The sequence below is a fragment of the Nostoc sp. genome (assembly GCF_036917415.1).
GTDB lineage: Bacteria > Cyanobacteriota > Cyanobacteriia > Cyanobacteriales > Nostocaceae > Nostoc.
The window spans coordinates 31,420-54,965 of sequence record NZ_JBALDJ010000028.1 but is presented as its reverse complement, the minus strand read 5'-3'; the positions used below and the strand labels follow the sequence as shown (position 1 = coordinate 54,965).

23 protein-coding genes and 2 pseudogenes are annotated in these 23,546 nt (G+C 42.3%); 15 read left to right on the top strand and 10 right to left on the bottom strand.

Annotation, left to right across the window (positions count from 1 at the left end; all coding sequences use genetic code 11):
- Window positions 1-67 precede the first annotated feature (67 nt).
- From V7K41_RS05390 to V7K41_RS05380, 3 genes are all read left to right on the top strand, one after another.
- A complete protein-coding gene (locus V7K41_RS05390) occupies window positions 68-685 on the top strand; it encodes a phycobiliprotein lyase (protein ID WP_334846284.1) in 618 nt (205 codons plus the stop codon).
- Window positions 686-1,228, top strand: coding sequence for a hypothetical protein (locus V7K41_RS05385; RefSeq protein ID WP_334846189.1), 543 nt, complete (start codon window positions 686-688; stop codon window positions 1,226-1,228).
- Window positions 1,229-1,628: 400 nt separating this feature from the next.
- Complete coding sequence (locus V7K41_RS05380; RefSeq protein ID WP_334846187.1) at window positions 1,629-2,396, top strand: phycobilisome rod-core linker polypeptide; 768 nt, start codon at window positions 1,629-1,631, stop codon at window positions 2,394-2,396.
- 430 nt (window positions 2,397-2,826) lie between these two features.
- Here the strand turns inward: V7K41_RS05380 and V7K41_RS05375 are convergent, their stop codons facing one another.
- From V7K41_RS05375 to V7K41_RS05365, 3 genes are all read right to left on the bottom strand, one after another.
- Entirely contained in the window at window positions 2,827-3,744 is a 918-nt protein-coding gene (locus tag V7K41_RS05375) for an RluA family pseudouridine synthase (RefSeq protein WP_334846283.1), read from the bottom strand.
- A gap of 294 nt (window positions 3,745-4,038) precedes the next feature.
- Window positions 4,039-4,389 (bottom strand): DUF952 domain-containing protein, encoded by a 351-nt coding sequence (locus tag V7K41_RS05370; protein ID WP_334846186.1) that lies wholly within the window; start codon window positions 4,387-4,389, stop codon window positions 4,039-4,041.
- 120 nt (window positions 4,390-4,509) lie between these two features.
- Window positions 4,510-6,024, bottom strand: coding sequence for a thioredoxin-like domain-containing protein (locus V7K41_RS05365; protein ID WP_334846184.1), 1,515 nt, complete (start codon window positions 6,022-6,024; stop codon window positions 4,510-4,512).
- A 154-nt stretch (window positions 6,025-6,178) separates the two neighbouring features.
- On the opposite strand from V7K41_RS05365, the gene V7K41_RS05360 reads away from it, so the two are divergent.
- Complete coding sequence (locus tag V7K41_RS05360; protein ID WP_334846182.1) at window positions 6,179-6,379, top strand: hypothetical protein; 201 nt, start codon at window positions 6,179-6,181, stop codon at window positions 6,377-6,379.
- Complete coding sequence (locus V7K41_RS05355) at window positions 6,376-6,564, top strand: hypothetical protein (protein ID WP_334846180.1); 189 nt, start codon at window positions 6,376-6,378, stop codon at window positions 6,562-6,564. Before V7K41_RS05360 ends, V7K41_RS05355 begins: the two co-directional genes overlap by 4 nt.
- Window positions 6,565-6,663: 99 nt before the next feature.
- Here V7K41_RS05355 and V7K41_RS05350 read toward each other — a convergent pair whose 3' ends face one another.
- The gene (locus V7K41_RS05350; RefSeq protein WP_334846178.1) at window positions 6,664-7,143 is read right to left on the bottom strand and encodes an RICIN domain-containing protein; all 480 of its coding nucleotides are present in this window, start codon (window positions 7,141-7,143) and stop codon (window positions 6,664-6,666) included.
- 159 nt (window positions 7,144-7,302) lie between these two features.
- On the opposite strand from V7K41_RS05350, the gene glsA reads away from it, so the two are divergent.
- Complete coding sequence (gene glsA / locus V7K41_RS05345; RefSeq protein ID WP_442943132.1) at window positions 7,303-8,190, top strand: glutaminase A; 888 nt, start codon at window positions 7,303-7,305, stop codon at window positions 8,188-8,190.
- Here the strand turns inward: glsA and V7K41_RS05340 are convergent.
- Complete coding sequence (locus V7K41_RS05340) at window positions 8,167-9,873, bottom strand: hypothetical protein (protein WP_334846172.1); 1,707 nt, start codon at window positions 9,871-9,873, stop codon at window positions 8,167-8,169. The two genes, glsA and V7K41_RS05340, sit on opposite strands and share 24 nt — an antisense overlap.
- A 536-nt stretch (window positions 9,874-10,409) precedes the next feature.
- Here V7K41_RS05340 and psaA point away from each other — a divergent pair.
- From psaA to V7K41_RS05310, 6 genes and pseudogenes are all read left to right on the top strand, one after another.
- Window positions 10,410-12,668: a photosystem I core protein PsaA gene (gene psaA, locus V7K41_RS05335; RefSeq protein WP_334846170.1), complete on the top strand. Its 2,259-nt coding sequence runs from the start codon at window positions 10,410-10,412 to the stop codon at window positions 12,666-12,668.
- Between the two features lie 128 nt (window positions 12,669-12,796).
- Complete coding sequence (gene psaB / locus V7K41_RS05330; protein ID WP_334846169.1) at window positions 12,797-15,022, top strand: photosystem I core protein PsaB; 2,226 nt, start codon at window positions 12,797-12,799, stop codon at window positions 15,020-15,022.
- A 62-nt stretch (window positions 15,023-15,084) separates the two neighbouring features.
- On the top strand, window positions 15,085-15,486 hold the full coding sequence (locus V7K41_RS05325; protein ID WP_334846167.1) for a hypothetical protein: 402 nt from the start codon (window positions 15,085-15,087) through the stop codon (window positions 15,484-15,486).
- A complete protein-coding gene (locus tag V7K41_RS05320; RefSeq protein ID WP_334846165.1) occupies window positions 15,476-15,682 on the top strand; it encodes a hypothetical protein in 207 nt (68 codons plus the stop codon). The genes V7K41_RS05325 and V7K41_RS05320 overlap by 11 nt, the downstream gene beginning before the upstream one ends.
- On the top strand, window positions 15,682-15,843 hold the full coding sequence (locus tag V7K41_RS05315) for a hypothetical protein (RefSeq protein ID WP_334846164.1): 162 nt from the start codon (window positions 15,682-15,684) through the stop codon (window positions 15,841-15,843). Before V7K41_RS05320 ends, V7K41_RS05315 begins: the two co-directional genes overlap by 1 nt.
- A gap of 25 nt (window positions 15,844-15,868) precedes the next feature.
- Window positions 15,869-16,773 (top strand): annotated as a pseudogene (locus V7K41_RS05310) (DNA-methyltransferase).
- 73 nt (window positions 16,774-16,846) lie between these two features.
- Here V7K41_RS05310 and V7K41_RS05305 read toward each other — a convergent pair.
- Both V7K41_RS05305 and V7K41_RS05300 read right to left on the bottom strand, forming a co-directional pair.
- Window positions 16,847-17,041: a hypothetical protein gene (locus V7K41_RS05305; protein WP_292740248.1), complete on the bottom strand. Its 195-nt coding sequence runs from the start codon at window positions 17,039-17,041 to the stop codon at window positions 16,847-16,849.
- Window positions 17,042-17,273: 232 nt separating this feature from the next.
- Window positions 17,274-17,351 (bottom strand): annotated as a pseudogene (locus tag V7K41_RS05300) (helix-turn-helix domain-containing protein); the annotation flags it as partial.
- A 604-nt stretch (window positions 17,352-17,955) separates the two neighbouring features.
- Here V7K41_RS05300 and V7K41_RS05295 point away from each other — a divergent pair.
- Entirely contained in the window at window positions 17,956-19,011 is a 1,056-nt protein-coding gene (locus tag V7K41_RS05295; RefSeq protein ID WP_334846162.1) for an SGNH/GDSL hydrolase family protein, read from the top strand.
- A 66-nt stretch (window positions 19,012-19,077) separates the two neighbouring features.
- Window positions 19,078-19,434, top strand: a complete 357-nt coding sequence (locus V7K41_RS05290) for a DUF4864 domain-containing protein (RefSeq protein ID WP_334846279.1) — start codon at window positions 19,078-19,080, stop codon at window positions 19,432-19,434.
- Between the two features lie 25 nt (window positions 19,435-19,459).
- Here the strand turns inward: V7K41_RS05290 and larE are convergent, their stop codons facing one another.
- Both larE and hrmK read right to left on the bottom strand, forming a co-directional pair.
- Window positions 19,460-20,287 carry an ATP-dependent sacrificial sulfur transferase LarE gene (gene larE, locus V7K41_RS05285; RefSeq protein WP_334846277.1) on the bottom strand — a complete coding sequence of 276 codons (828 nt, stop codon included), beginning with the start codon at window positions 20,285-20,287 and terminating at the stop codon, window positions 19,460-19,462.
- 146 nt (window positions 20,288-20,433) lie between these two features.
- Window positions 20,434-22,311, bottom strand: a complete 1,878-nt coding sequence (hrmK, locus tag V7K41_RS05280; RefSeq protein ID WP_334846160.1) for a hybrid histidine kinase/response regulator HrmK — start codon at window positions 22,309-22,311, stop codon at window positions 20,434-20,436.
- 208 nt (window positions 22,312-22,519) lie between these two features.
- On the opposite strand from hrmK, the gene V7K41_RS05275 reads away from it, so the two are divergent.
- Complete coding sequence (locus V7K41_RS05275; RefSeq protein WP_334846159.1) at window positions 22,520-23,386, top strand: branched-chain amino acid ABC transporter permease; 867 nt, start codon at window positions 22,520-22,522, stop codon at window positions 23,384-23,386.
- Between the two features lie 21 nt (window positions 23,387-23,407).
- Here V7K41_RS05275 and V7K41_RS05270 read toward each other — a convergent pair whose 3' ends face one another.
- Entirely contained in the window at window positions 23,408-23,545 is a 138-nt protein-coding gene (locus V7K41_RS05270) for a photosystem I protein PsaX (RefSeq protein ID WP_322649390.1), read from the bottom strand.
- Window position 23,546 lies beyond the last annotated feature (1 nt).

The following is a 23,546-nucleotide window of genomic DNA, read 5'->3' as shown; positions in this document are numbered from 1 at the left end:
CCACTCTAAAAACAAAGAACAAGGTAAACATCATCCGCAGGAGTAATAAGTAGGAGTCAGAAGATTGATAGACGCAATGGAATTTTTTCAGCTAAGTGCTGGTAAGTGGCGATCGCAACGTGCAACTCATCATCTGGCATTCAAGCGCTCAGAGACGGGAGAATCGGATATACAGGTAGAAACTCTGGATGCCGATCATCCAGAAATCATCGAACTGTGCCGATATCATGAGATTGACCCCAGCCTTTCAATCGGTGGTTCGCGTGTGCGTTGGCTAGGGACAATGGCTTGGGATCGAGAGGATGAGGAGAATCATCAGGGGAAAACCATATTTGCGATCGTGCCTGATGGCGATAACCCAAGGCAAGGCAAATTACTTCGTGAAAGAGGTTACGCCGAAATTGTGCCTGTAGTTGGTCTTTTTCACATGGATGATGAAGATGGACTGGTGTTGACAACCGAATATGAAACAATGAGTTCCATTGAGCGATTCTGGTTCGCCAGCCCAAATATGCGACTACGAACCAGTACAGTCAAACGGTTTGGCGGCTTTAGCACCGCATCGTTTTGTACTGAAAGCCGCATTGAAACTTCTGTTGAGGCTTCCAGCACAGAAGAAGTAACAAAAAGACAAGGAGCGGATGTTTTGGAAAAGAGACAGTTTTATTCAGTTTTGGGCTGGTGAATGATTCTTAAGCAGAGCGATGCTTTTACTCGTGGGCAAGATTATCTGCGTCTGGTACAGGGACTTGCCCTAGAACCGGGTATGGTGAATGTGTTTGATAACCTGCGCGATCGCATCCCCATTTACACTTGGATCGGTGAGAATATTAACGCTGTGAACGCTCAGATCAACGCTTATCTAGAAGTTTGTCATCAGTGTTTTCATCCCCAAGAGCGTCGCTACATCCAAATTTTTGCAGTCCCCATAGCTCAATCTTTCGGCATAGATGGGCTGTGCAACATTCTCACAAACCCAATCACTATTCTGGTAGATGTTGGCCGAATTGCACCTAGAGACTGGTTTGGTATAGTCGTCCATGAATACGCTCATGCCCATGTAGGAGACTTTGGTCACAATGAGCAGTTTGCTAGCATCCTATCTCATTTATGCTTAGGGCTAGGATTGCAACCACCCTACTGGGAGACAGGAATGGAAGCAACTTTGCGTAGCTGGCCTCACTGTAAATCAACCATAGATCCCCTGAAATTTTGGATAGGTCGCTGAGGGAGGCAGGGGGCAGGGGGCAGGAGGCAGGAGGCAGGAGGTATAGATGAGGGAGAATAACTAATGCAATGCCCAATCCCCAATGCCCCATTAATTTCTTTTGCTAAATGTTAAAAATTATTACTTCGGTTTAAAAAGGTGAAACTGAATCTCCTAATCTAAAATATGTGAATAAAATTTTTTAGTCATTTACGTAGTCATTAACCTGGAAGCCTAACTCCCTATTTATTGATTAGCTATGGGTTTAATCCAGTAGGCTAATCTTTTATCCTACGAATACTTAAATTACCCTTAGTTAAGTTTCGTGAAATTTTATCAGAATCTGAGGTTTTGATACAACTACTCCCTTAATATGTGATTAAAAGTTGTTAACTTTAATTAAGAACATGGAGGCTTTAGAGTGGCAATTCCTCTGTTAGAATATGACCCTTCAAGTCAAAATCAGCGTGTAGCTGCATACGAAGTACCGGGTGATGAACAGCCCAGGATTTTTACTACTGACAATATACTTTCTCCGTCAGATTTAGGTGATTTGATCGAAGCAGCATATCGTCAAATTTTCTTTTATGCTTTTGCTGCCGATCGCGAAACATATTTAGAGTCTCAACTCCGTAATGGACAAATTACAGTACGGGACTTTATTCGTGGGTTGGTGCTTTCCAATACCTTTAAGAAAAGCTTCTACGACCTCAACAATAATTATCGCTTTGTTGAGCAAGTAATTCAGCGGGTTCTAGGACGCGATCCCTACAACGAGCGGGAAAAAATCGCCTGGTCTATTGTAGTCGCTACCAAGGGTATTGTAGGCTTTATTGATCAAGTGCTCAACACTGAAGAGTACCTGAGCAATTTTGGATACTCCACAGTGCCTTATCAGCGCCGTCGGATACTGCCATCCCAATCTGAGGGTGAGTTGCCATTTAACATCAAATCTCCACGATACGAAGATTACCACCGTGCCAAACTGGGTTTCCCCCAAATCATTTGGCAGGTCGAAGTACGCAGATTCCTCCCACAAGAGCAAAAAGTAAAGGCTGGAGATCCATCTCTATTCCTGAATATGGCACAAAATATCAATGCAACTGGCAATGCTCCACAACGGATCTCGCCATACAACATCGATATCGAAAAGTCTGTACCTTATCGGCAACTGTCAGGAATTAAATAACGATTTTGGTCGATGGCTGGCTAGTACATCCATTTGATCGCTTTATAGCGTGCATAAGTCTTGGGTTAGGTAGGAGTTTCATTTAGATATAACTAAGTGAAACAGACTCTATCCCATGTCTAATGCACGCTAGTTGTTAATGGGAATTGGGCATTGGGCAAAACAGTTCCGAATTCCGAATAAATTAGGACTTACGCACAGGTCATGCAAAATCAAACCACAGAGAACGCAGAGAACACAGAGGAATAAGAGTTAGAGAGCTTTTTTGCGTAAGTCCTATAAATAAGTGAGATTCTCAACTCAGCACTCAGCACGGGCTAAACGCCCCGCTTCCGCTAACAGCACTTAGCACTCCTGAAGGGCATTGGGTATGGTTTTTTATCAATGCTCGATGTGTTTAAAATGTGGGTAGTTTTAGGGGTGGATGAGCTTAAAGTGTAGTTCGTCTTTTTAGCATCTCTAAAAGTTTTTTAAAGTGGGCGGGAGGAGTTGCTGTCACTTCAATCAACTCCTCAGATAGGGGATGCTGCAATTTGAGTCGCCAAGCGTGTAGTGCTTGACCAGGCAAATTTACCCCGACGGAATGGCCAGAACTATAAACTGGGTCGCCGACAATGGGATGACCAATTTTGCTGCTGTGGACGCGAATTTGATGGGTACGTCCAGTTTCTAATTGAAAGTGAATTAAGGTGAAGTTACCAAGACGTTCTAGTACTTTCCAGTGAGTGACGGCGACTCGTCCGCCTTGTTCAACAGGCATAACAGCCATTTTCTTGCGGTCTTGGGGATGGCGACCAATAGGCAAGTCTATGGTGCCACTTTCAGTTTTTGGCGCACCGTAAACTATGCCCAAGTATTCTCGTCGTGCAGTTTTTGCTTTCAGTTGTGCTTGTAGATGATGATGGGCAATATCTGTTTTAGCGATCGCGATCGCCCCTGTTGTATCCTTATCCAATCGATGGACGATTCCCGGACGTTGGACTCCGCCAATTCCTGGTAAATTGGGACAGTGAGCCAATAGGGCATTTACTAAAGTACCATCTGGATGACCGGGCGCAGGATGCACAACTAAGCCTGCGGGTTTATTGAGAATAAGTAACTGGTCATCTTCGTAAAGGATATCTAAGGGGATATCTTCTGCTTGCAATTCTAGAGGTTGAACTTCTGGTATTTCGAGAGTAATGCGATCGCCTACCTTGACATTGATCTTCTTAGATGTGCAAACTCGATCGTTAAGTTGGACGTTACCCTGTTCGATTAACTGTTGGATGCGGGAACGGGATAAGTCTGGTAATTCTTGGGAAAGGTAACGGTCGAGGCGATCGCCTTTGGTGTTGACGCAGTGTATCGTACTCTTAAGGGGAAGCAAGCTAGATAAAGCATCCTCATGTGGAGTTGACAAGCGATCGCTATTTTCTTGGATTTGTAAATTAAATTCGGTCACAATTGCTCTAGATTAATTCCCGTTCTTTAAGTAAAGCGCGGAATTTCTTTATTTGGGCAGTTAGAAACTGTCGTCTACACAAGCAAAACCTTGATTTGACCTTAGAGGGTGTTTGTATAGCCACGAACGCCCTAGCCAAAAGCGATCGCTTAAATTCTCTCCATCTCTCCTCTGTGTTCTCTGTGCCTCTGTGGTTGATTATTCTAAATTTATAACTTCTTGCGGCAACTCAAATAAACCATCTTCCCCAGCTTCAAAATCAATTACCTGATACACAGCATCAATATTTAACTCACCATAAATATGAGGAAATAATTCTCCTATTTCAGCAGGTTCATAGCGAATTTCAGCTTGGACTTTTTCAGAATCAATAAAAAGTAGTACCAATTCTTTTTGATTATCAAAAAATCTCTTTGCAACTTTGAGTATTTGCGTTGATTTTGAACAATGTATAAAACCTTCACGCTCTAGCGAATCAGCGCGATATGTACTAATATTTTTTGCTTGTTCCCATTGTTGGCGTTTGGTAATGTGGAGAATGGTGTTCATAGAAAATCTAGGACTTGCTGCGGATTGTAATAATTTTAGGAAATCTTTCTAACTAAAATTTTCTAGAATATTTTATTACGCTTAAGTATTATGTTTCATTATCTGGGTAAGATTATTATTCTATAAATTCGGCGGAATACAAACATCTGGCGCACATAAATCAGGAAATTGAAGCGTTATTACTTTAAAAGTATTCAAATCTACGCAGCGGATGGCATGATTATTGGTATCAGCAATATATAGATATGAATTCATAGCACTCAATCCTGAAGGTTCAAAAAAACGAGTGTTCTTACCCTGACCATCTTGTAAACCAGCAGAACCATCTCCCAAAACTGTTTGACAATTTCCACTGGGACTTACTAATTTAATTTTATGGTTATAAGTATCTGCCACCCACAAAAGATTCTGAGCAAATTCCACTCCTAAACAGTGTTGTAAACGGACATCTTCACCTTGTCCATCTACATCGCCAAAACTAAATAAACCGCCACTACCACAAATAGTTCGTACTTGGTACGGTTCGACAATTCCCACACCACGAATTGAACTAACTTCACTGTCCGCAATATATAATTCTTCCCCATTATTAGTAATACCACTAGGTTGAGCAAAGGCAGATTCAGTAAGTGAACCATCAATACACGCTTCTGCACCAGTACCAGCATAAGTTTTGATGATGCCAGTTTCTAAATCCATTTGCCAAATTTGATGCGGCCCAGCCATTGCAATAAATAGGGTATTTCCTACTTTCACTAAATCCCAAGGGGAATTCAGTGCGGTTTGTAAACCAGCACCACCATGAGGATTGATATTACGGCTTTGTTCGCCAGTTCCCGCAATAGTTTCAACTACTTGGTGTTTTAAATCAACTCGCCGCAGCGCATGATTTTCTGTATCAGCAACATAAAGAATCTGATTTTCGGCATCATAAGCCATTCCTTGCGGTGCAAAAAATTGTGCTTCGTTAAAAGCACCATCGGTTAAGCCAGATTTTCCAGTACCAATTAAATGTAGAATTTCTCCGTCGAAACTACTCATAACTAGGCGGTGATGTCCAGAATCAGCAATGAATAAACCCATTGGAGTAGCTAGAACTTTACCAGGAAAAGCTAAAGGTGTGATTAATGGTTGGCGCTGTTTTTCTAAAGTCAAGCTGATTTCTTGGAAATTAATTGTGCCTTTGTCTTGGTGTTGCTGAATTAACTTTTGAATCAACTCATCTAAAGTGTCACGATTTCCTTCACCAGAAATCTGGCCGATCGCGTAACCTTCTGGATCGATAATGATTAACGTAGGCCAAGCACGCACAGCATACTCTTCCCAAATCCGAAAGCCACTGTCAACTACGACAGGATGTTCAATGTCGTAGCGCAGAATAGCTTGGCGAATATTTTCTGTTTCCTTTTCGTTGTCAAATTTGGCAGAATGTACGCCAATAACGGTAAGACTATCTTTATATTTTTGTTCTAAATATTTCAGATTTGGCAAAATATGCAAACAATTGATACAGCAGTATGTCCAAAAATCTAAAATTACAACTCTACCCTTGAATTGTTTAACAGACAATGGTTTATCGGTATTGAGCCAAGAGTAATTTTGTGGTAATTCTGGCGCTCTGACACGGGGAATCATGAGGTATACTTTGCTCTTAGAGGATGTTTATACTAAATTTTCTGAAATAGGCCGATGAAAAATAATGATATATTACCGTGTGTTGCTACTAGGGGCTTAGACAAAACCAAATCTAAGTTTAGTTGCAGGAGAGTTAGATATTTAACCAGTCAATATGAAGTCAGAAATCCACAATGTATTATCACAAGCTTACGCACAATTACAAGAAATCATTGATGAGTTGTACGAAGCTCATGACAGAGCAATAGCAAACAATGATTTTGATGATGCTAGCTTGCTGGCTAGTAGAACAGATATACTTTATGAAGAAGCCGAAAATTTGGAAATTGTGATTTCAGAACAGGAGCAAAGATGAAAATAATTGAAGAATTAAAGACTCGTATTCAAGAACTCAGTAAACAAGCTGTTGAACTTAGGCAAAAAGCATCTGAAGTATATTTAATTAACCAAGAGCAGGCTAAACAGTTTAGGCAACAGGCAAGAGAAGCCAGTAAGCGCTGCCAAGTATTCATACAAGAGTTAAAACGCCAACAAGTTTAAAGCTAAAAACTGACTAGTCTTGAGAACTGCCAGTTTTTAACTTTCAGGAACCGCATAAATTAGAAATGTTTTTAGCATTGCACCCCACCCCTTGATCTCTTAAAAACGTGGTTCCCATCTCCATCTCTGATCTGAGGTACTACCAGAAGGGTTAAATCCAGATAGTTCACAATCAAAAAGTTGCAATGGCGCACCATTAGCTGTGCCAGGATCTCCAGATACATCAATGCATTTGTTGGATAATACATTTCTGATAAATCCTGCACCAATGTATTCCCATCTCTGATCTGTAGCTCTACCGGAAGTACTGTTAAATCCAGATAGTTCGCAATCAAAAAGTTGTAATCGCGCATTATTAGCTGTGCCAGGATCTCCAGCTACATCAATGCATTTGTTGGATAATTTATTTCTGATAAATCCCCCACGAATAAATTCCCATTTCTGATCTGTAGCTCTACCGGAAGTACTGTTAAATCCAGATAGTTCGCAATCAAAAAGTTGCAATGGGGCACCATTAACTGTGCCAGCATCTCCAGCTACATCAATGCACTTGTTTGATAGTTCGTTTTTTAATATCAATAACTTCTAAAAATATGAAAGGAAGTTATGGATATTAAAGTTGGTCTTTAGTCGGTATCATAAAGCCTTAATAGACTTCAGATTATACTGTTAGTTGTTATTTAATAAATAAACTTTTAGAAAATTAACAATTTGAAAAGACTTGACAAGCTAACTACTATGAACTTATCAGGCTGGGTGCAACTAGCCAAAACCCAAGCTGAACGAGGACAAGTTGCCAATCGCATTCCGCAATTAGCTTTAGCCGATCCTGGTTGGTTTGCAGTTCATATCTGCTGTAAATCGGGGAAAACTATCAGCTTTGGGGATACAGGTTCTATTTTCCCGCTAATGAGCGTGATTAAGACATTTTCTCTACTTTATCTGCTAGAACATCTAGGAGCAGAAAAGGTTTTCGGCTGGGTTGGGGTTGAACCATCAGATGCACCCTTCAATTCTTTAGAACAATTAATTAGCGATCGCGGGCATCCCCGCAACCCGATGATTAATAGTGGGGCAATTACTCTCTCTGATAAATTACCAGGAAAGGACGCTAGCCAACGTACTCTTTTATTTTGTCAATGGCTTAACCAATTAGCAGGTTGCCAACTAAGCTTAGATGAGGTGATGCTGGCTTCAGTGCGATTAACCCGCTCAAAAGCCAATGAAGCGATCGCTAATTATCTTGCCCAAGCTGGTCATCTAGAAAATATTGAAACAGCACTTGACACATACGAGCAAATCTGCTGTATGTCTGGGCAAGTTGAAGATTTAGCCCTATTAGGAAAACTGCTAGCTTGTGAAAATAGCTATTTGTCACCACAAAACCGTTGCATTGTCAACGCTGTGATGTTAACTTGCGGACTGTATGAAGCTTCTGCCGAGTTTGCAGTCAGAATTGGTTTACCGATGAAATCAGGGATTGGTGGTGGACTTGTAGCAATAGTACCAGGTGAGGGAGCGATCGCTTGCTACAGTCCTGGGTTGGATAATATTGGAAATCCTGTAGGAGCGATCGCATTTATTGAAGTTTTAGCGCAAAAGTTAGAGTTGAATATTTTTGGTTAATTCTGGTTTTGCTGGATTGGGAGCGGTTGTTTTAGATAAAGGCGTAGATTCAGGAATTGGCGTTACCTCTGGCTGTGTTTCTCCTAGTGGCGTAATTATTTCTGGTGTCGGAGACTCAATAATCTCTGGTAGTGTGGGTGGCAAACTAGGAGATGGAGCAATTGTTACTTGTGGAGTAGGTGTCTTGCCTGTTAAACGGTTAAAAAATCCGCCAAATTTAGATTTTGTTGGCTGAGGTACAACTTTTTTGGGTAACGGCGTAGATTCAGGAATTGGCGTTACCTCTGGCTGTGTTTCTCCTGGTGGCGTAATTATTTCTGGTATCGGAGACTCAATAATCTCTGGTAGTGTGGGTGGCAAACTAGGAGATGGAGCAACTGGTGCTTCTGGGGTGGGAACTTTACCAGCCCCACGGTTAAAAAATCCACCAAATCTAGGTTTTGTTGCTTGAGGGGTTACTTTTTCAGGTAACGGTGTTGATTCGGGAGTTGGTGTTACCCCCGGCTGTGGTTCTAATGCTGGGGACTCAATAATTTCTGTTGGTGTTGGGGACAAGCTGGGAGTTGGTGTAGCCGTTGGAACTTCTAATTTTGGTTGTTCTGGCTGTATTTTGGATTTTTCTGGAATTTCAGTTTCAGGAATCGGCTGTTTTTCTACCTTGGGCTGTGTTGGGAGTGTTTTTTCAACAGAAGGTGTGGGTGTAGGTTTAGGTGCAATTCTATAATTCTGGTCTACAATAGGGCGCACCTCATCTGCTGTGAGTTCTCCTCTGACGATTCTCGACAGAGTGTCTTTACCCTTTGGCTGGTAGTCGATCAATCTAACTGTAGTATTAAAGGCATTTTTGACAGGATTTCCCTGATTATCGAGAAATTCTAGCTTTACCCAGTTTTTTCCGGGATGGAAGCCCTTAAGGTAAACTGCTTGCCAGCGATCGAAAATAAAGCTTTCACCATTAATAGTGGAGCGAATGCGCCAATCACTGAACTCGTCGTTGGGGTTTTCCTTACCAACGAGGTGCAGAGGAGCGTTAGTTAGGTAAAAGTCCAGTAAGATTGGTTCTGCTCCGTAGCTGCTTTGAGGACGGCTGTAAGTTAGCAGAGGTAATTTAGGATCTGGGGTGTTATCGTCGGTTTTGGTAAAGACGTGAAATGTTGTTTGGGCATAAGCACCTTCATTCTTAAAGCTTTCATGCCAAGGACGAGAAGCAAAAACACGCAGGGTATGACTACCTAAAGACAAGTCTGGCAAAACCAAGGGCTGATTCAGGTCGTAAACAGGTATATAAGGTTGATTATCCAGAATTACGTGTAGATGTGGCCCCAGTTGTAATTGTGGGTCTTTAAATATTGGTAGATCCTTAACCTGAAAACTGGCTGTGACTTTGTTGTCTTGAAGAACTTCATCATTTTTTGGAGTAACAATTGTCACTTGTGGCTGATAAACTTCCAAAATTGGACGCAGTTCCTGAATAACAGATGGAGGGGAAACTTCCGAAAATTGCTTGGAAATTTGAGAAATCTGTGGGGAGTTTTCTCTATAGCCAGAAGATACTTCCTGACTGTCGGCTTTTTCGCCGCAACTGGTCAAGCTTAATACCAGCACCAATGTTATTACCCACCTGAGAATTGGCAACCTCTCAGGGAGGAGTTTCTCTAACACCCTTTTCTGCCACAAGTTCATGCGTTGCACCAGTGATAGTCTTCGACAATTGACAGATTATTTTGGCTCAAACTGTCCATCTGGAACTATAGCCCAAAGGGTGAAATCTGCCTCACATCCCATAAGTTTTCCTTTGTATTTCAGAAAATTTTAAAATAAGTCATATTCTATACAGCGTTTTACTTGCAAAAATTGAAATATGACATAAATGTTCATGAGTAATAGCGGTAAAAACTGGGACATCGACTACATACAGCCAACCCATAAATTTTACGATTTGTTATTGTTTGTAAATTAAATAGATAAACTATTGACTTTTGGACAAATAGTTTGAAGTTAAAAGCCAGTTAAGGCATGAATTCCAGCAATATTCGAGCAAGTTTGAATTATTGTTAAAATATCTCTAACAAAGTACAAGTGAAGACTTTATAATTCAACGAGAAACAATTATCCACATCGGGTCTTAATCGCGGCTTCAGTAAAATTCTGGAGTATACGGTAATGGTTCATTTTGTGGTATACATGATTCCTCATTCCTTATCAAGAGAGGAGGTCGAATGACAATAAGTCCTCCGGAGCGAGAGGAAAAAAAGGCAAGAGTAATCGTCGATAACGACCCGGTTCCAACCTCATTCGAGAGATGGTCACAACCTGGGCACTTTGACAGATCCTTAGCCAGAGGTCCCAAAACCACCACATGGATTTGGAACCTGCACGCACTCGCCCATGATTTTGATACACATACAAGCGATTTAGAAGACATTTCCCGCAAGATATTCTCAGCCCACTTCGGCCACTTAGCCGTAGTGACAATCTGGTTGAGCGGGATGATTTTCCACGGCGCGAAGTTTTCCAACTACGAAGCTTGGCTAACCGACCCGTTAAACGTTAAGCCTAGTGCCCAGGTCGTTTGGCCCATTGTGGGACAAGACATTTTAAACGGTGATGTAGGCGGTGGTTTCCACGGTATTCAAATCACCTCAGGTTTGTTCCAAGTATGGCGTGGCTGGGGTATTACAAACTCCTTCCAGCTTTACTGCACTGCGATCGGTGGCTTGGTATTAGCAGGCTTATTCCTATTTGCTGGCTGGTTCCACTACCACAAACGCGCTCCCAAACTGGAATGGTTCCAGAATGTGGAATCGATGTTGAATCACCACTTGCAAGTACTGCTAGGTTGTGGTTCCTTGGGATGGGCAGGTCACTTAATCCACGTGTCCGCACCGACCAACAAGCTTTTGGATGCAGGCGTTGCTCTCAAAGACATACCCTTGCCCCACGAGTTCATCTTGAACAAAGACTTGTTGACCGAGTTGTATCCCGGCTTTGCTGCTGGTTTAGCACCTTTCTTCACCTTGAACTGGGGTCAGTATGCTGACTTCCTGACCTTCAAGGGCGGTCTGAACCCAGTAACAGGCGGCTTGTGGATGACTGATATTTCTCATCACCACTTAGCGATCGCAGTTCTCTTTATCGTTGCTGGTCATCAATACCGTACCAACTGGGGTATTGGTCACAGTATTAAAGAGATCCTCGAAAACCACAAAGGTCCTTTCACCGGTGAAGGTCACAAAGGTCTCTACGAAAACCTGACCACATCTTGGCACGCTCAGTTGGCTACTAACCTGGCCTTCTTGGGTTCGCTGACCATCATCATCGCGCATCATATGTACGCGATGCCCCCCTATCCATATTTGGCAACTGACTACGCTACGCAGTTGTGTATATTCACTCACCATATTTGGATCGGTGGTTTCTTGATTGTTGGTGGAGCAGCTCATGCTGCGATCTTCATGGTGCGGGATTACGATCCAGTTGTGAATCAAAACAACTTGCTGGATCGGGTGATTCGTCACCGTGACGCGATTATTTCTCACCTGAACTGGGTATGTATTTTCCTCGGTTTCCATAGCTTTGGACTTTACATCCACAACGACACAATGCGTGCATTGGGTCGTCCTCAAGACTTGTTCTCTGATACAGGGATTCAATTGCAGCCAGTATTTGCCCAGTGGATACAAAATATCCATGCCTTGGCTCCTGGTACAACTGCACCCAATGCCCTAGAACCAGTTAGCTATGTCTTTGGCGGCGGTGTCTTGGCTGTTGGCGGAAAAGTGGCAGCTGCACCCATTGTTTTGGGGACAGCGGACTTCCTAATTCACCACATTCATGCTTTCACCATTCACGTCACCGTCCTAATTCTGCTTAAAGGTGTGCTGTACGCCCGTAGCTCTCGTCTGATTCCAGACAAGGCAAACTTGGGCTTCCGCTTCCCTTGCGACGGCCCCGGTCGTGGCGGTACCTGTCAAGTCTCTGGTTGGGATCACGTATTCCTCGGACTATTCTGGATGTACAACTCCTTGTCTATTGTAATTTTCCACTTCAGCTGGAAGATGCAATCAGATGTCTGGGGAACCGTAGATGCAGATGGTACTGTAACTCACATCACTGGTGGTAACTTCGCCCAAAGTGCAATTACCATCAACGGTTGGTTGCGAGACTTCTTGTGGGCACAAGCTACACAAGTCATCAATTCCTACGGCAGTGCGCTATCTGCCTATGGACTCATGTTCTTAGGCGCTCACTTTGTTTGGGCATTCAGCTTGATGTTCCTGTTCAGTGGTCGCGGCTACTGGCAAGAACTGATAGAGTCCATTGTTTGGGCACATAATAAACTGAAGGTAGCTCCAGCAATTCAGCCTCGCGCTCTGAGCATTATTCAGGGTCGGGCTGTAGGGGTAGCTCACTACCTCTTAGGAGGAATTGCCACAACTTGGGCATTCTTCCATGCACACATCCTTTCAGTAGGGTAGCAATCAGTTATGGAGTGCTGAGTGCTGAGTGCTGAGTGCTGAGATAAAAACTCGGAACTTAGAACTCAAAACTCAGGACTCTAGAGGCTGATACTTGATGGCTAAAGGTCAGAGGATTTATTAAACCTATGGCGACAAAATTTCCCAAATTTAGCCAGGATCTCGCACAGGACCCGACGACTCGTCGGATATGGTATGCGATCGCTACAGGCAACGACTTTGAAACCCATGATGGCATGACGGAAGAAAATCTTTACCAAAAGATTTTCGCAACTCACTTCGGTCACTTGGCAATCATCTTCCTGTGGGCATCCAGCCTCCTGTTCCACGTAGCCTGGCAAGGTAACTTTGAACAGTGGATTAAAGATCCCCTTCACATCCGTCCCATCGCCCACGCGATTTGGGACCCCCACTTCGGTAAACCAGCGATCGAAGCTTTTACCCAAGCTGGCGCTAGCAATCCGGTAAACATTACCTACTCTGGTCTCTACCATTGGTGGTATACCATCGGAATGCGGACGAACGGCGAACTCTATAACGGTTCAGTGTTCTTGCTGTTATTCGCAGCTGTACTGTTATTCGCTGGTTGGCTACACTTGCAACCCAAGTTCCGTCCTAGCTTGGCATGGTTTAAGAGCGCTGAACATCGCCTAAACCACCACTTAGCAGGTTTGTTTGGTGTTAGTTCTTTGGCTTGGGCTGGTCACTTAATTCACGTTGCTGTCCCCGAATCTCGTGGTCAGCACGTAGGTTGGGATAACTTCTTAAATACCCCACCCCACCCAGCCGGTTTGACACCCTTCTTTACAGGTAACTGGGGTGTTTACTCTCAAAACCCTGACACTCCTGGACATATCTTCGGGACATCGCAAGGTGCAGGAACTGCAATTCTGAGTTTCTTGGGTGGCTTCCATCCTCAGACAGAAGCTTTGTGGCTGACTGACATAGCTCATCACCACCTAGCGATCGCAGTCCTATTTATTGTCGCTGGTCATATGTACCGGACAAACTTTGGGATTGGTCACAGTCTCAAGGAAGCCTTGAATGCCAAGAATTTCTTTGGTATTCCTGTTGAAGGGCCGTTTAACCTACCTCACCAAGGTATTTACGACACCTACAACAACTCCCTGCACTTCCAATTGGGATGGCACTTAGCAGCGTTAGGTGTTGTTACTTCCCTGGTAGCGCAGCACATGTACTCCATGCCTTCCTACGCATTTATTGCAAAGGACTACACAACCCAGGCAGCGTTGTACACGCATCACCAGTATATTGCTGGATTCCTGATGCTTGGTGCTTTTGCCCACGGAGCAATATTCTGGGTACGTGATTACGATCCAGAGCAAAATAAGGGCAACGTCCTTGAGCGCGTGTTGAAGCACAAAGAAGCGATTATTTCCCACCTTAGCTGGGTATCCCTTTTCTTGGGCTTCCACACCCTTGGTTTGTACGTACACAACGACGTAGTAGTTGCTTTCGGTACTCCTGAGAAGCAAATCCTGATTGAGCCAGTGTTTGCTCAGTTCGTCCAAGCTGCTAACGGTAAAGTACTGTACGGTTTAGATGCTTTGCTATCTAATCCAGATAGTATTGCTTACACAGCATGGCCCAACTACGCTAACGTTTGGTTGCCAGGCTGGTTAGATGCCATCAATGCTGGTACTAACTCCCTGTTCTTGACAATTGGCCCTGGCGACTTCTTGGTACACCATGCGATCGCCTTAGGTCTGCACACCACCACCTTGATTTTGGTCAAAGGTGCTTTGGATGCCCGTGGTTCTAAGCTGATGCCCGATAAAAAGGACTTTGGCTATGCCTTCCCTTGCGACGGTCCAGGTCGTGGCGGTACTTGCGACATCTCAGCATGGGATTCCTTCTACCTCGCTACATTCTGGATGCTCAACACCCTTGGTTGGGTTACGTTCTACTGGCATTGGAAGCATCTAGGTATTTGGCAAGGCAACGTAGCTCAGTTCAATGAGAACTCTACATACCTCATGGGCTGGTTCCGCGATTACCTCTGGGCTAACTCTGCTCAGTTGATTAACGGTTACAACCCCTACGGCGTGAATAACCTGTCTGTCTGGGCTTGGATGTTCCTGTTTGGACACTTAGTTTGGGCTACTGGTTTCATGTTCTTAATCTCCTGGAGAGGTTACTGGCAAGAGTTGATTGAAACCCTTGTTTGGGCACACGAACGCACTCCTCTAGCTAACCTAGTTCGCTGGAAAGACAAGCCCGTGGCTCTGTCCATCGTTCAAGCTCGTGTAGTTGGTCTAGCTCACTTCACTGTTGGCTACATCGTAACTTACGCTGCATTCTTGATTGCTTCTACTGCTGGTAAGTTCGGTTAATTCGGCTGCTAGTTTTGTAGATAAGTAATAAAAATCCCCTGCCGCAAGGTGGGGGATTTTTTGTGAAATTAGTGAAGTTTAAAATTACAGTAAGAAAAGTTGAAGATACTATAAAAATAAATGGAAATAAAATGCAATTCCAAGAAAAACCTATTCTCAAAGAAAATTGGTGGCTGATGTGGTGTAGTTTTCCTAAATTAAATTGGGCAAGGTTAAAAGTTTATGATGATTTTTCTGCTGAAATATTAGATTGTGATGGTTCTAAGTATACATTTTCTAATGAAGAAGAAGCACGTTACTCCTTAATGGAGGATGAATATACACAATTTGAATCACTTGATGAAGAAGATGAACAAGAACTGGGTATGCCGTTGTGTCTAATACAGATACCAAGAGGAAAAAACGAAAAGGAATTAATAGAAAAAATGTATGTAAAACAAACCGAAATACGAAATGAACACTAAACTTGTTGAATCACTATTGCAAGTTATCCTATCTATCTCTGATGAGGAGCGATCGCTTTTGGAAGAAAAACTATTTTTCGATTCATCAGAGCCTTCAACTCGTGATTTAATGCTACTTGCCCAGACTGGAGAAACCTTTAACTTTCTTGAAAATGAACCAGATATATACTCACTTGACGACGGAGAACCTATCTAATGTCTCTGCAAAAAGGTGATATCGTCTTGGTTGCATTTCTATTTACAGACTTGAGTGGAACAAAGCTACGCCCTGGTTTAGTTTTATGGATAGGCACTATAGGCGATGATGTCACTTTTAAAATAAAATATCCAGACAATATCAAAACAAGTTATAACTAGAAAAAACAAGGTAATTTTATAAATCTTGCAAGAAGAACCAATAACGCCACCAAAAGAAATAATTTTTAATCCTTCTTATACTCAGCAGAACGGAGCAGCATATTTAGGTGATAACCTTAAACTTATTAAATTCATTGATGATAATAGTATTAATTTAATTATCACCTCACCTCCATTCGCACTCACCCGAAAAAAAGAATACGGTAACGAAACTGCTGAAAAATATATTGAGTGGTTCCTACCTTTTGCATCCGAATTTAAAAGAGTATTGGCAGATAATGGCTCATTCGTACTAGATTTAGGTGGTGCTTACTTACCTGGTAATCCGGTGCGGAGTATCTACCAATACGAACTTTTAGTAAGATTATGCAAAGAAGTAGGTTTCTTTCTCGCTCAAGAATTTTACCACTATAATCCGGCTCGGCTACCAACCCCTGCTGAGTGGGTAACAATCAAACGGATTCGTGTGAAAGACTCAGTAAATACAGTTTGGTGGTTATCTAAAATACCCAATCCTAAAGCAGATAACAGAAAAGTTTTAAAGCCCTATAGCCAAAGTATGAAACAATTACTCAAAAATGGCTATAAAGCAAAAATACGTCCTAGTGGACATGATATTTCTGATAAATTTCAAAAAGATACCAAGGTGCAATTTTGCTGAATTTACTAGAAATTGCTAATACTGAATCTAATAGCACTTATTTACGACGCTGCAAAATAGCAGAAATTACACCCCATCCAGCACGTTTTCCTCAAGGGTTCGCCGAGTTCTTCATCAAATTCTTAACTGATGAAGGTGATATGGTTTTAGATCCATTCGCAGGTTCTAATACAACGGGCTTTGTTGCTGAAACTCTGCAACGCCAATGGATATCTTTTAAAATTAATGAAAATTATGTAATGGGAAGTCGTTATCGATTTAGCCAATAACCAAATTAAGTAAAGAGTCAAGAGTGAGAAGTTAAAATTTATAACTCATAACTCATAACTCATAACTACTCAATTAAATCTCTCCATTTACCTGCATTTGATGAACTTGATCGGCTAGCTCTTGACGACCTCGATCATCTAGTTTATCAATAGCTAACATCCCCATCAGAATAACTTCTTTCAGGGTCAAACGTGTGGAATGTGCCTGTTTTTGCACAATCTCTTTAATAATGGGACTGACACCAATCGCTGTACTAGCTCTAGCCACAGAAGAAAAGGAAACACTAATGATTCAGCCTAAATCTTAGCACTTTCAATGAGGTTATTCTCTAGAGTTAAAACTTAATTTAAGTGTGTTTCAACTCATACTTCAATGAGTAAACATAAATTTAAAATTATGTATAGGGAATTCTCAAATTTTCAGTATGGCAAACCTGATACTTGCTCATTGAGGACACATCATCGTATGATATCAATATTCTCAACAGTTAAACTTTTGCCTATTTCTCCATAATTTCCACTAAGTCCTCAATCGTCACATTAAAGGTACGAGCTAATTTGTATATAGTAGTAAAGTCAACTGTTGTCGCAAATTATCCCAAAATGGTCAGAAACTTATTTTAGTGACCATGCTTTCACTTGTGCTAGTTCTCAAAACTTTAATCTGAACTAATCACATCTTTAATAAATGGTGTATTTGCACTGCTTAATTTCACATGAAAAAGTGAAAACTGTCGAAGTATTACCGTAGCGTTCTCGGTCTAGCAAACTCTCATGCGATCGCAACAATTGACTAAAATCTAGAAACCTAAAATCTGATGGTTATTTCACATACTAACAATATCAAAAACAAAAACCTCTGTCCTGAGATCCTCATAAATCACTTACTAATCGTCAAGTTGACAAATACTTCCAATATTTGTGACAACTGAGTTATGAAAAGTGGTCGGCTGATGAAAACAGTGCTTTCAGTAGAAGTATTCGCACAAATAAGACTTGTATACCACCGAGAAAACCGTACTTTAAAGAGATCGTAAATTGTCAAATATAATCTCATGAACACGCTTTACAGAACTATACAGCGTAAATAAGAATAATAACTTAACCTAAGTAAAATTTTCCTGAATACAGGCAACTAATGCCGTGATATGGAAAAGCAGTGAGTAGAGGAGAGAGAAAGCGATGAGGGACCCTTATCTGTTGGCAGCAGGCTTGTTAACAGGATTAGCAATACCAGCATCGGCTCTTCCACATCTGTCAATTGTCCTGCCAGAAAGTTCTAGATTCCTGTGGGATTTAAAACAGGATTCGCAGACAATAGTCAGTACAAAAATTATCAATAGCGTCGATCTCTCCTTACCAGAACTCAGCGGTCAAGCGTTCCAACCCCTAAAAAGTTCGCAGCCAATAGTAGGTGAGAAAAACGTCTCTAGCGTACCAGAATTCAGCAGTCAGGCATTACCAGTATCAACAGAGTCATCACTCAACCCCAGCGCCCAAGCAACTAGCCTCTTATTGACATCTGGAAATCAACTTTACTACCAAAGATTGGCAGCTTTGAAAACAGGTCAGATTTATACACGCATAGATAGTGATAATTTGCAATCATTGTGGGAGTCGATCAAGAAACGTCAACTAACTTATGACGACTGGAAAAGTTTATTAGCTTTAGAAGCTAGAGCGATCGCTCAAGGTCAAGGAGCCAATCATCTAAGTATTTTAGTTGGTGATTCTTTGAGTATGTGGTTTCCCAGAGAAAAACTGCCTGCTGGTAAATTGTGGCTGAATCAAGGCATATCTGGAGATACTTCTAGTGGCGTTTTAAAAAGATTGGGAGCATTTTCGGCAACGCGGCCAGATGTAATTTACATCATGGCTGGGATTAACGACTTACGAAAAGGCGCTAGTGATGAAACAATTTTGCGTAATTATCGCCGGATTGTCCGTCGTTTACGGCAGGCTCACCCCCAAGCTCAAATCATTGTCCAATCAATTTTGCCTACTCGTCTACCAAAAATTTCCAATAGCCGCATTCGTCACATCAACATTCAACTAACCGTGATTGCCAAACAAGAAGGTGCTAATTATCTCAATATTTATAGCTGGTTTACGGATATGGAAGGCAATTTGCGTCCAGAGTTGACCACAGATGGGTTGCACCTTTCTCAAGAGGGATATGATGTGTGGCGAACAGCATTACAGCAGATAGAATACAAGCTCACTCAGCGTCAGAATTGAGCGATCGCTTTGCCGACACTTGGAGCGATGTCTACGACGGGCTGCGCCTACACAATTTTTAAATTTATGGAAGTTCCTGATATCGATGCCATCAACATACGTTCTGTAATTGAATACCAATTGGCAGCTTTTAAAAAAGATGATGCCCAAAGCGCTTTTGCCTTTGCTAGTCCGGCGATTCAGGCGCAATTCGGAACCCCAGAAAATTTTATGCAGATGGTAAAGACAAGCTACCCAGCAGTATATCGTCCTCGTTCTATCTTTTTTGAGAAAATAACAACCATCCAGGGAAATATAACTCAACCAGTCCTGCTACTTGCGCCTGATGGAGTTCCCTTGAGGGCTTTATATTTTATGGAAAAACAGCCCAATAATATCTGGAGGATTAACGGTTGCTTCCTAGTTTCTCTAAAAGATAAATAAACTCTATATTTATAGAACTAAAATCCTATACTTTAACGCCCAAAGCTTCCCTATTTAAAACCTGATTCAACTTACCGCTACGATAACCTTCTAAATCTAAGGTTACGTAGATAAATCCAAAATCTTGAAATGCCGAAACTAATGTTTGTAAATCGTTAGTTAACACAAACTCTTTGATTTGTTCTGGTGGTAATTCAATACGTGCTGTATCCCCTTGGGAGCGCACACGCAAATTTTGCCAACCTAGCTTTCTTAAGAAAATTTCTCCTCTGCCGACTCGTTGCAACTTCGCCACAGTAATCTCTTCACCGTAAGGAAACCGGGAACTGAGACAAGGTTGGGCAGGTTTATCCCACCAAGGTAAATCGAGTTGTTGCGAAAGTTGGCGAACTTCAACTTTGGTTACACCCACTTCTGCTAAAGGCGATCGCGCCCCTCTTTCCTTAGCCGCCTGAATTCCTGGGCGATAATCATGCAAATCATCAGCATTCACCCCATCTACTACATAGGGATAACCCAACTGTAAAGCTAAAGGTTTGAGAGTGTCGTGCAACTCACTTTTGCAAAAATAACAGCGGTTAACCGGGTTAGAGGTGTAATTGGGATTTTCCATCTCGTGAGTCTGGACGATTTTATGAGGAATCCCGATAGTTGCAGCTTGAATTTTGGCATCTTCCAACTCTTCTGGCAACAGCGAAGGAGAAACAGCTGTGACAGCCAAAGCGCGATCGCCCAACACATCATAAGCAATTTTGGCAACCAAAGTGCTATCAACGCCCCCAGAGTAGGCAATCAACGCCTGCTCCATTTCTCTAAATAAGGCTTTTAATTGCTCAAATTTTTCTGTCAGCATCATTTCCCAATCCTGCCAAAACCCTACAGCACCCAATCATTTATATTGTAGTCATTAGTTATGGGGCATTGGGGAAGAGGACAAGGGGCAGGGGGAAAGGTGCAGAGGAGAGGAATTTTCCCCCTGCTTCCTGCTCCTCACTCTCCTCATCTCCCCAGTTCCCACTCCCCATCAACCAAGGTTGGTGCTTGACTGTACTTGGCCACCAGACTGGCTAAAAGCGGTAAATCAATCGGTTTAGAAATATAGTCATTTACTCCAGCTGCTAGACAGATTTCGCGATCGCCTTTCATCGCCATTGCTGTTTGAACAATTACCGGAATCGTCTTATATTGTCCATGTTCTCGTAATTGTTGCACCAAGTTAAGACCATTTCCATCTCCCAGACAAACATCCATTAAAATCACTACTGGCTCCAACACAGTTAGAGCTTCCCACATCTCACCAGGATTCTTAACCCAAGTCACCTGATATCCCAATTTACTTAGATAAATTTGTATCAAATCAGCATTGGGTAAATCATTTTCTACCAGCAAAATTTCTCCAGAAGAACTAGGTGTCAAAGGCAGAAGAAATGAAGAAAATTTTGCTCTTTCTGTTGCTTCATCTTCCCCTGCTCCCTCATTTTCCTCATTTCCCCCCACTTGCACCTCTTGTTTTAGGGGAAGTAGGAGGGTAAAACTGGAGCCGCGATCTATTTCAGATTCAACTTTCACAGAACCACCATGAATTTCGGCGAGTTTCCGAGTCACTGTTAAACCTAAACCAGTACCTTCAACTCCATCAGCGACGACCTTGGCAATTTGGAAATAGGGTTGAAACAGTTGAGCTTGGTCTTCTTGGGAAATGCCAGTGCCTGTATCCCAAACTGTAAAATGCACAAATACACCTTTGGAAGCAACCCGTAAGCCAACACTTCCTTTAGTGGTAAACTTTAGGGCGTTGAAGATTAAATTCAACAACATTTGCTTAAGTCGTAAGGGGTCGGCTACTAGAGTTGTAATATCGGGTTCAAGTTCTAGGCACAGTTTCAAGCCCTTATTAGCCGCTTTCTCTTTCACTAGTGCCAAAACATTGTTACACAACAGTGGCACATCTACTGTTTCCCACTGTACTTCTAGCTGATTTGCTTCAATTTTAGAGAGATCCAAAATATCATTAATCAGAGCTAGTAAGTGTTTACCGCTAGACTGAATGATATTTAAATACTCTAGCTGGCGTTCTTTAGTTGGTTCGTACCCTGGGGCTAAAAGCAGATGGGTAAACCCAATAATGGAACTAAGCGGTGTGCGAATTTCGTGGCTGGTGTTTGCCAGAAACTGATTTTTCAGTTGATTAGTGCGCTCCAATTCTTGATTAGAGTTACTTAACTGTTGACACCGTTGCGGCCAAGATAGGATATGTCTAAGTTGTACCAAGGCTGTAGTACAGTACTTCGCAGACCTTGCCATCAATTGCGATCTGAGTTGAGCTTGTGATTCTATGAGCGACTCATGATGAGAATTTAGGGGCGCTGTGGCGATAATTAGCCAGCCCATAACACTGCCAGAATCATCAGCTAACCGCCAAGCGCTTGGTAGTTGTTGATTCTCAAGCTGTTGCAAATCTTCAAATTCTATCACCTCTTGTAATCTCAACAGCAGCTTTTTTTCTGCTGTCAGTACTTCTAGAAATAAAGGTTGTGAATTTGGGGATGGAGAACGAGAAATACAACAAACTGTGGCAACAGTTTCTTGTGGTTGACACATAGCGATGCCTATGGCACATTCTGTAAGTGCCAGATTAGTGCTGTGAACAGCACTATTAATCTCGTTAACCACGGTTTGGAAAATTTCCGCTTGTGCGGCTTCTGGCTGTGGGACAGTGTTACAAGCAGAAAGCAAGCAATCATTAAGGCGACTTTGCAACTGGTTTAAGCTGCTCTCTAGCCACAGCTGCGCGCGAAGTTGCTCAATTGTTGTCAAAAGTTTTGGCGTTGCATCTATCAGTGAGTTCTGGTCTGGTAAGCTTGAGTACTGCTGCATGGTCAACTAGACCGCTGAACAAGTTTAGCTTCGCATAAAAATCCCAAAAGGATTTTATGTATATTAGCCGAGAATTCTTTTTTATTTATAAACGATAACTTATGTTGTTATAAACCATAACTTATGATGTCGAGTTTAGCAGCTAGTCCAAAAAAAAATTATTGTATGAACCACTAACCTAAAATTTTTTAAACGCAACTTAAGACTTATGGATACACAATTCGCCCAACTAATCGTTAATGGGATTGCGGTGGGGAGCATTATTGCTCTAGCCGCAGTCGGACTGACTCTTACTTATGGAATTTTACGGCTATCTAACTTTGCTCATGGTGACTTTCTCACTTTAGGAGCCTATCTGACTTGGCTGATAAACACCATTGGAGTTAATATTTGGCTGTCGATGATCCTGGCGGCGGCGGGAACAGTAGTAGCAATGCTGTTATCGGAAAAGTTACTGTGGTCAAAGATGCGCTCTATCCGTGCTACTTCCACTACGCTGATTATTATTTCTATCGGACTTGCGTTATTTCTTCGCAATGGGATTATTTTTATCTGGGGTGGCAAGAACCAAAATTATAATTTACCTGTTACTCCGGCTTTAGATATTTTGGGTTTAAAGATACCGCAAAATCAATTATTGGTACTAGGGTTGGCGGTGCTAGCAATTTTGGCGCTGCATTACCTGCTGCAAAATACCAAAATTGGTAAGGCGATGCGAGCAGTTGCCGACGATCTGGATTTAGCCAGGGTTTCAGGTATCAATGTTGACCGAGTAATTTTTTGGACTTGGCTAATAGCTGGCACTCTTACGTCATTGGGTGGCAGTATGTATGGGTTAATTACAGCCGTGCGCCCAAATATGGGATGGTTTTTAATACTACCATTGTTTGCCTCAGTAATTCTTGGTGGGATTGGCAATCCCTACGGTGCGATCGCAGCAGCTTTTATCATTGGCATTGTCCAGGAAATCAGCACTCCTTGGCTGGGTTCCCAGTATAAACAAGGTGTCGCACTGTCGATCATGATTTTGGTGCTGCTCATTCGTCCCAAAGGTTTATTCAAAGGAACGATTTGAGCAGCACCACTCCACTTCTAATTATTCAATAATGTGGAAATACCAGGCTGCTACCAGGAAATTGATAGCTAACAAGAACAGTGCCCAGCCTGTGCGATAGGCGTAGGGAGGTTTAGCTCCACTGTCGGCAACTGGTAAATCTTTGTTTTTAGCGGTCATA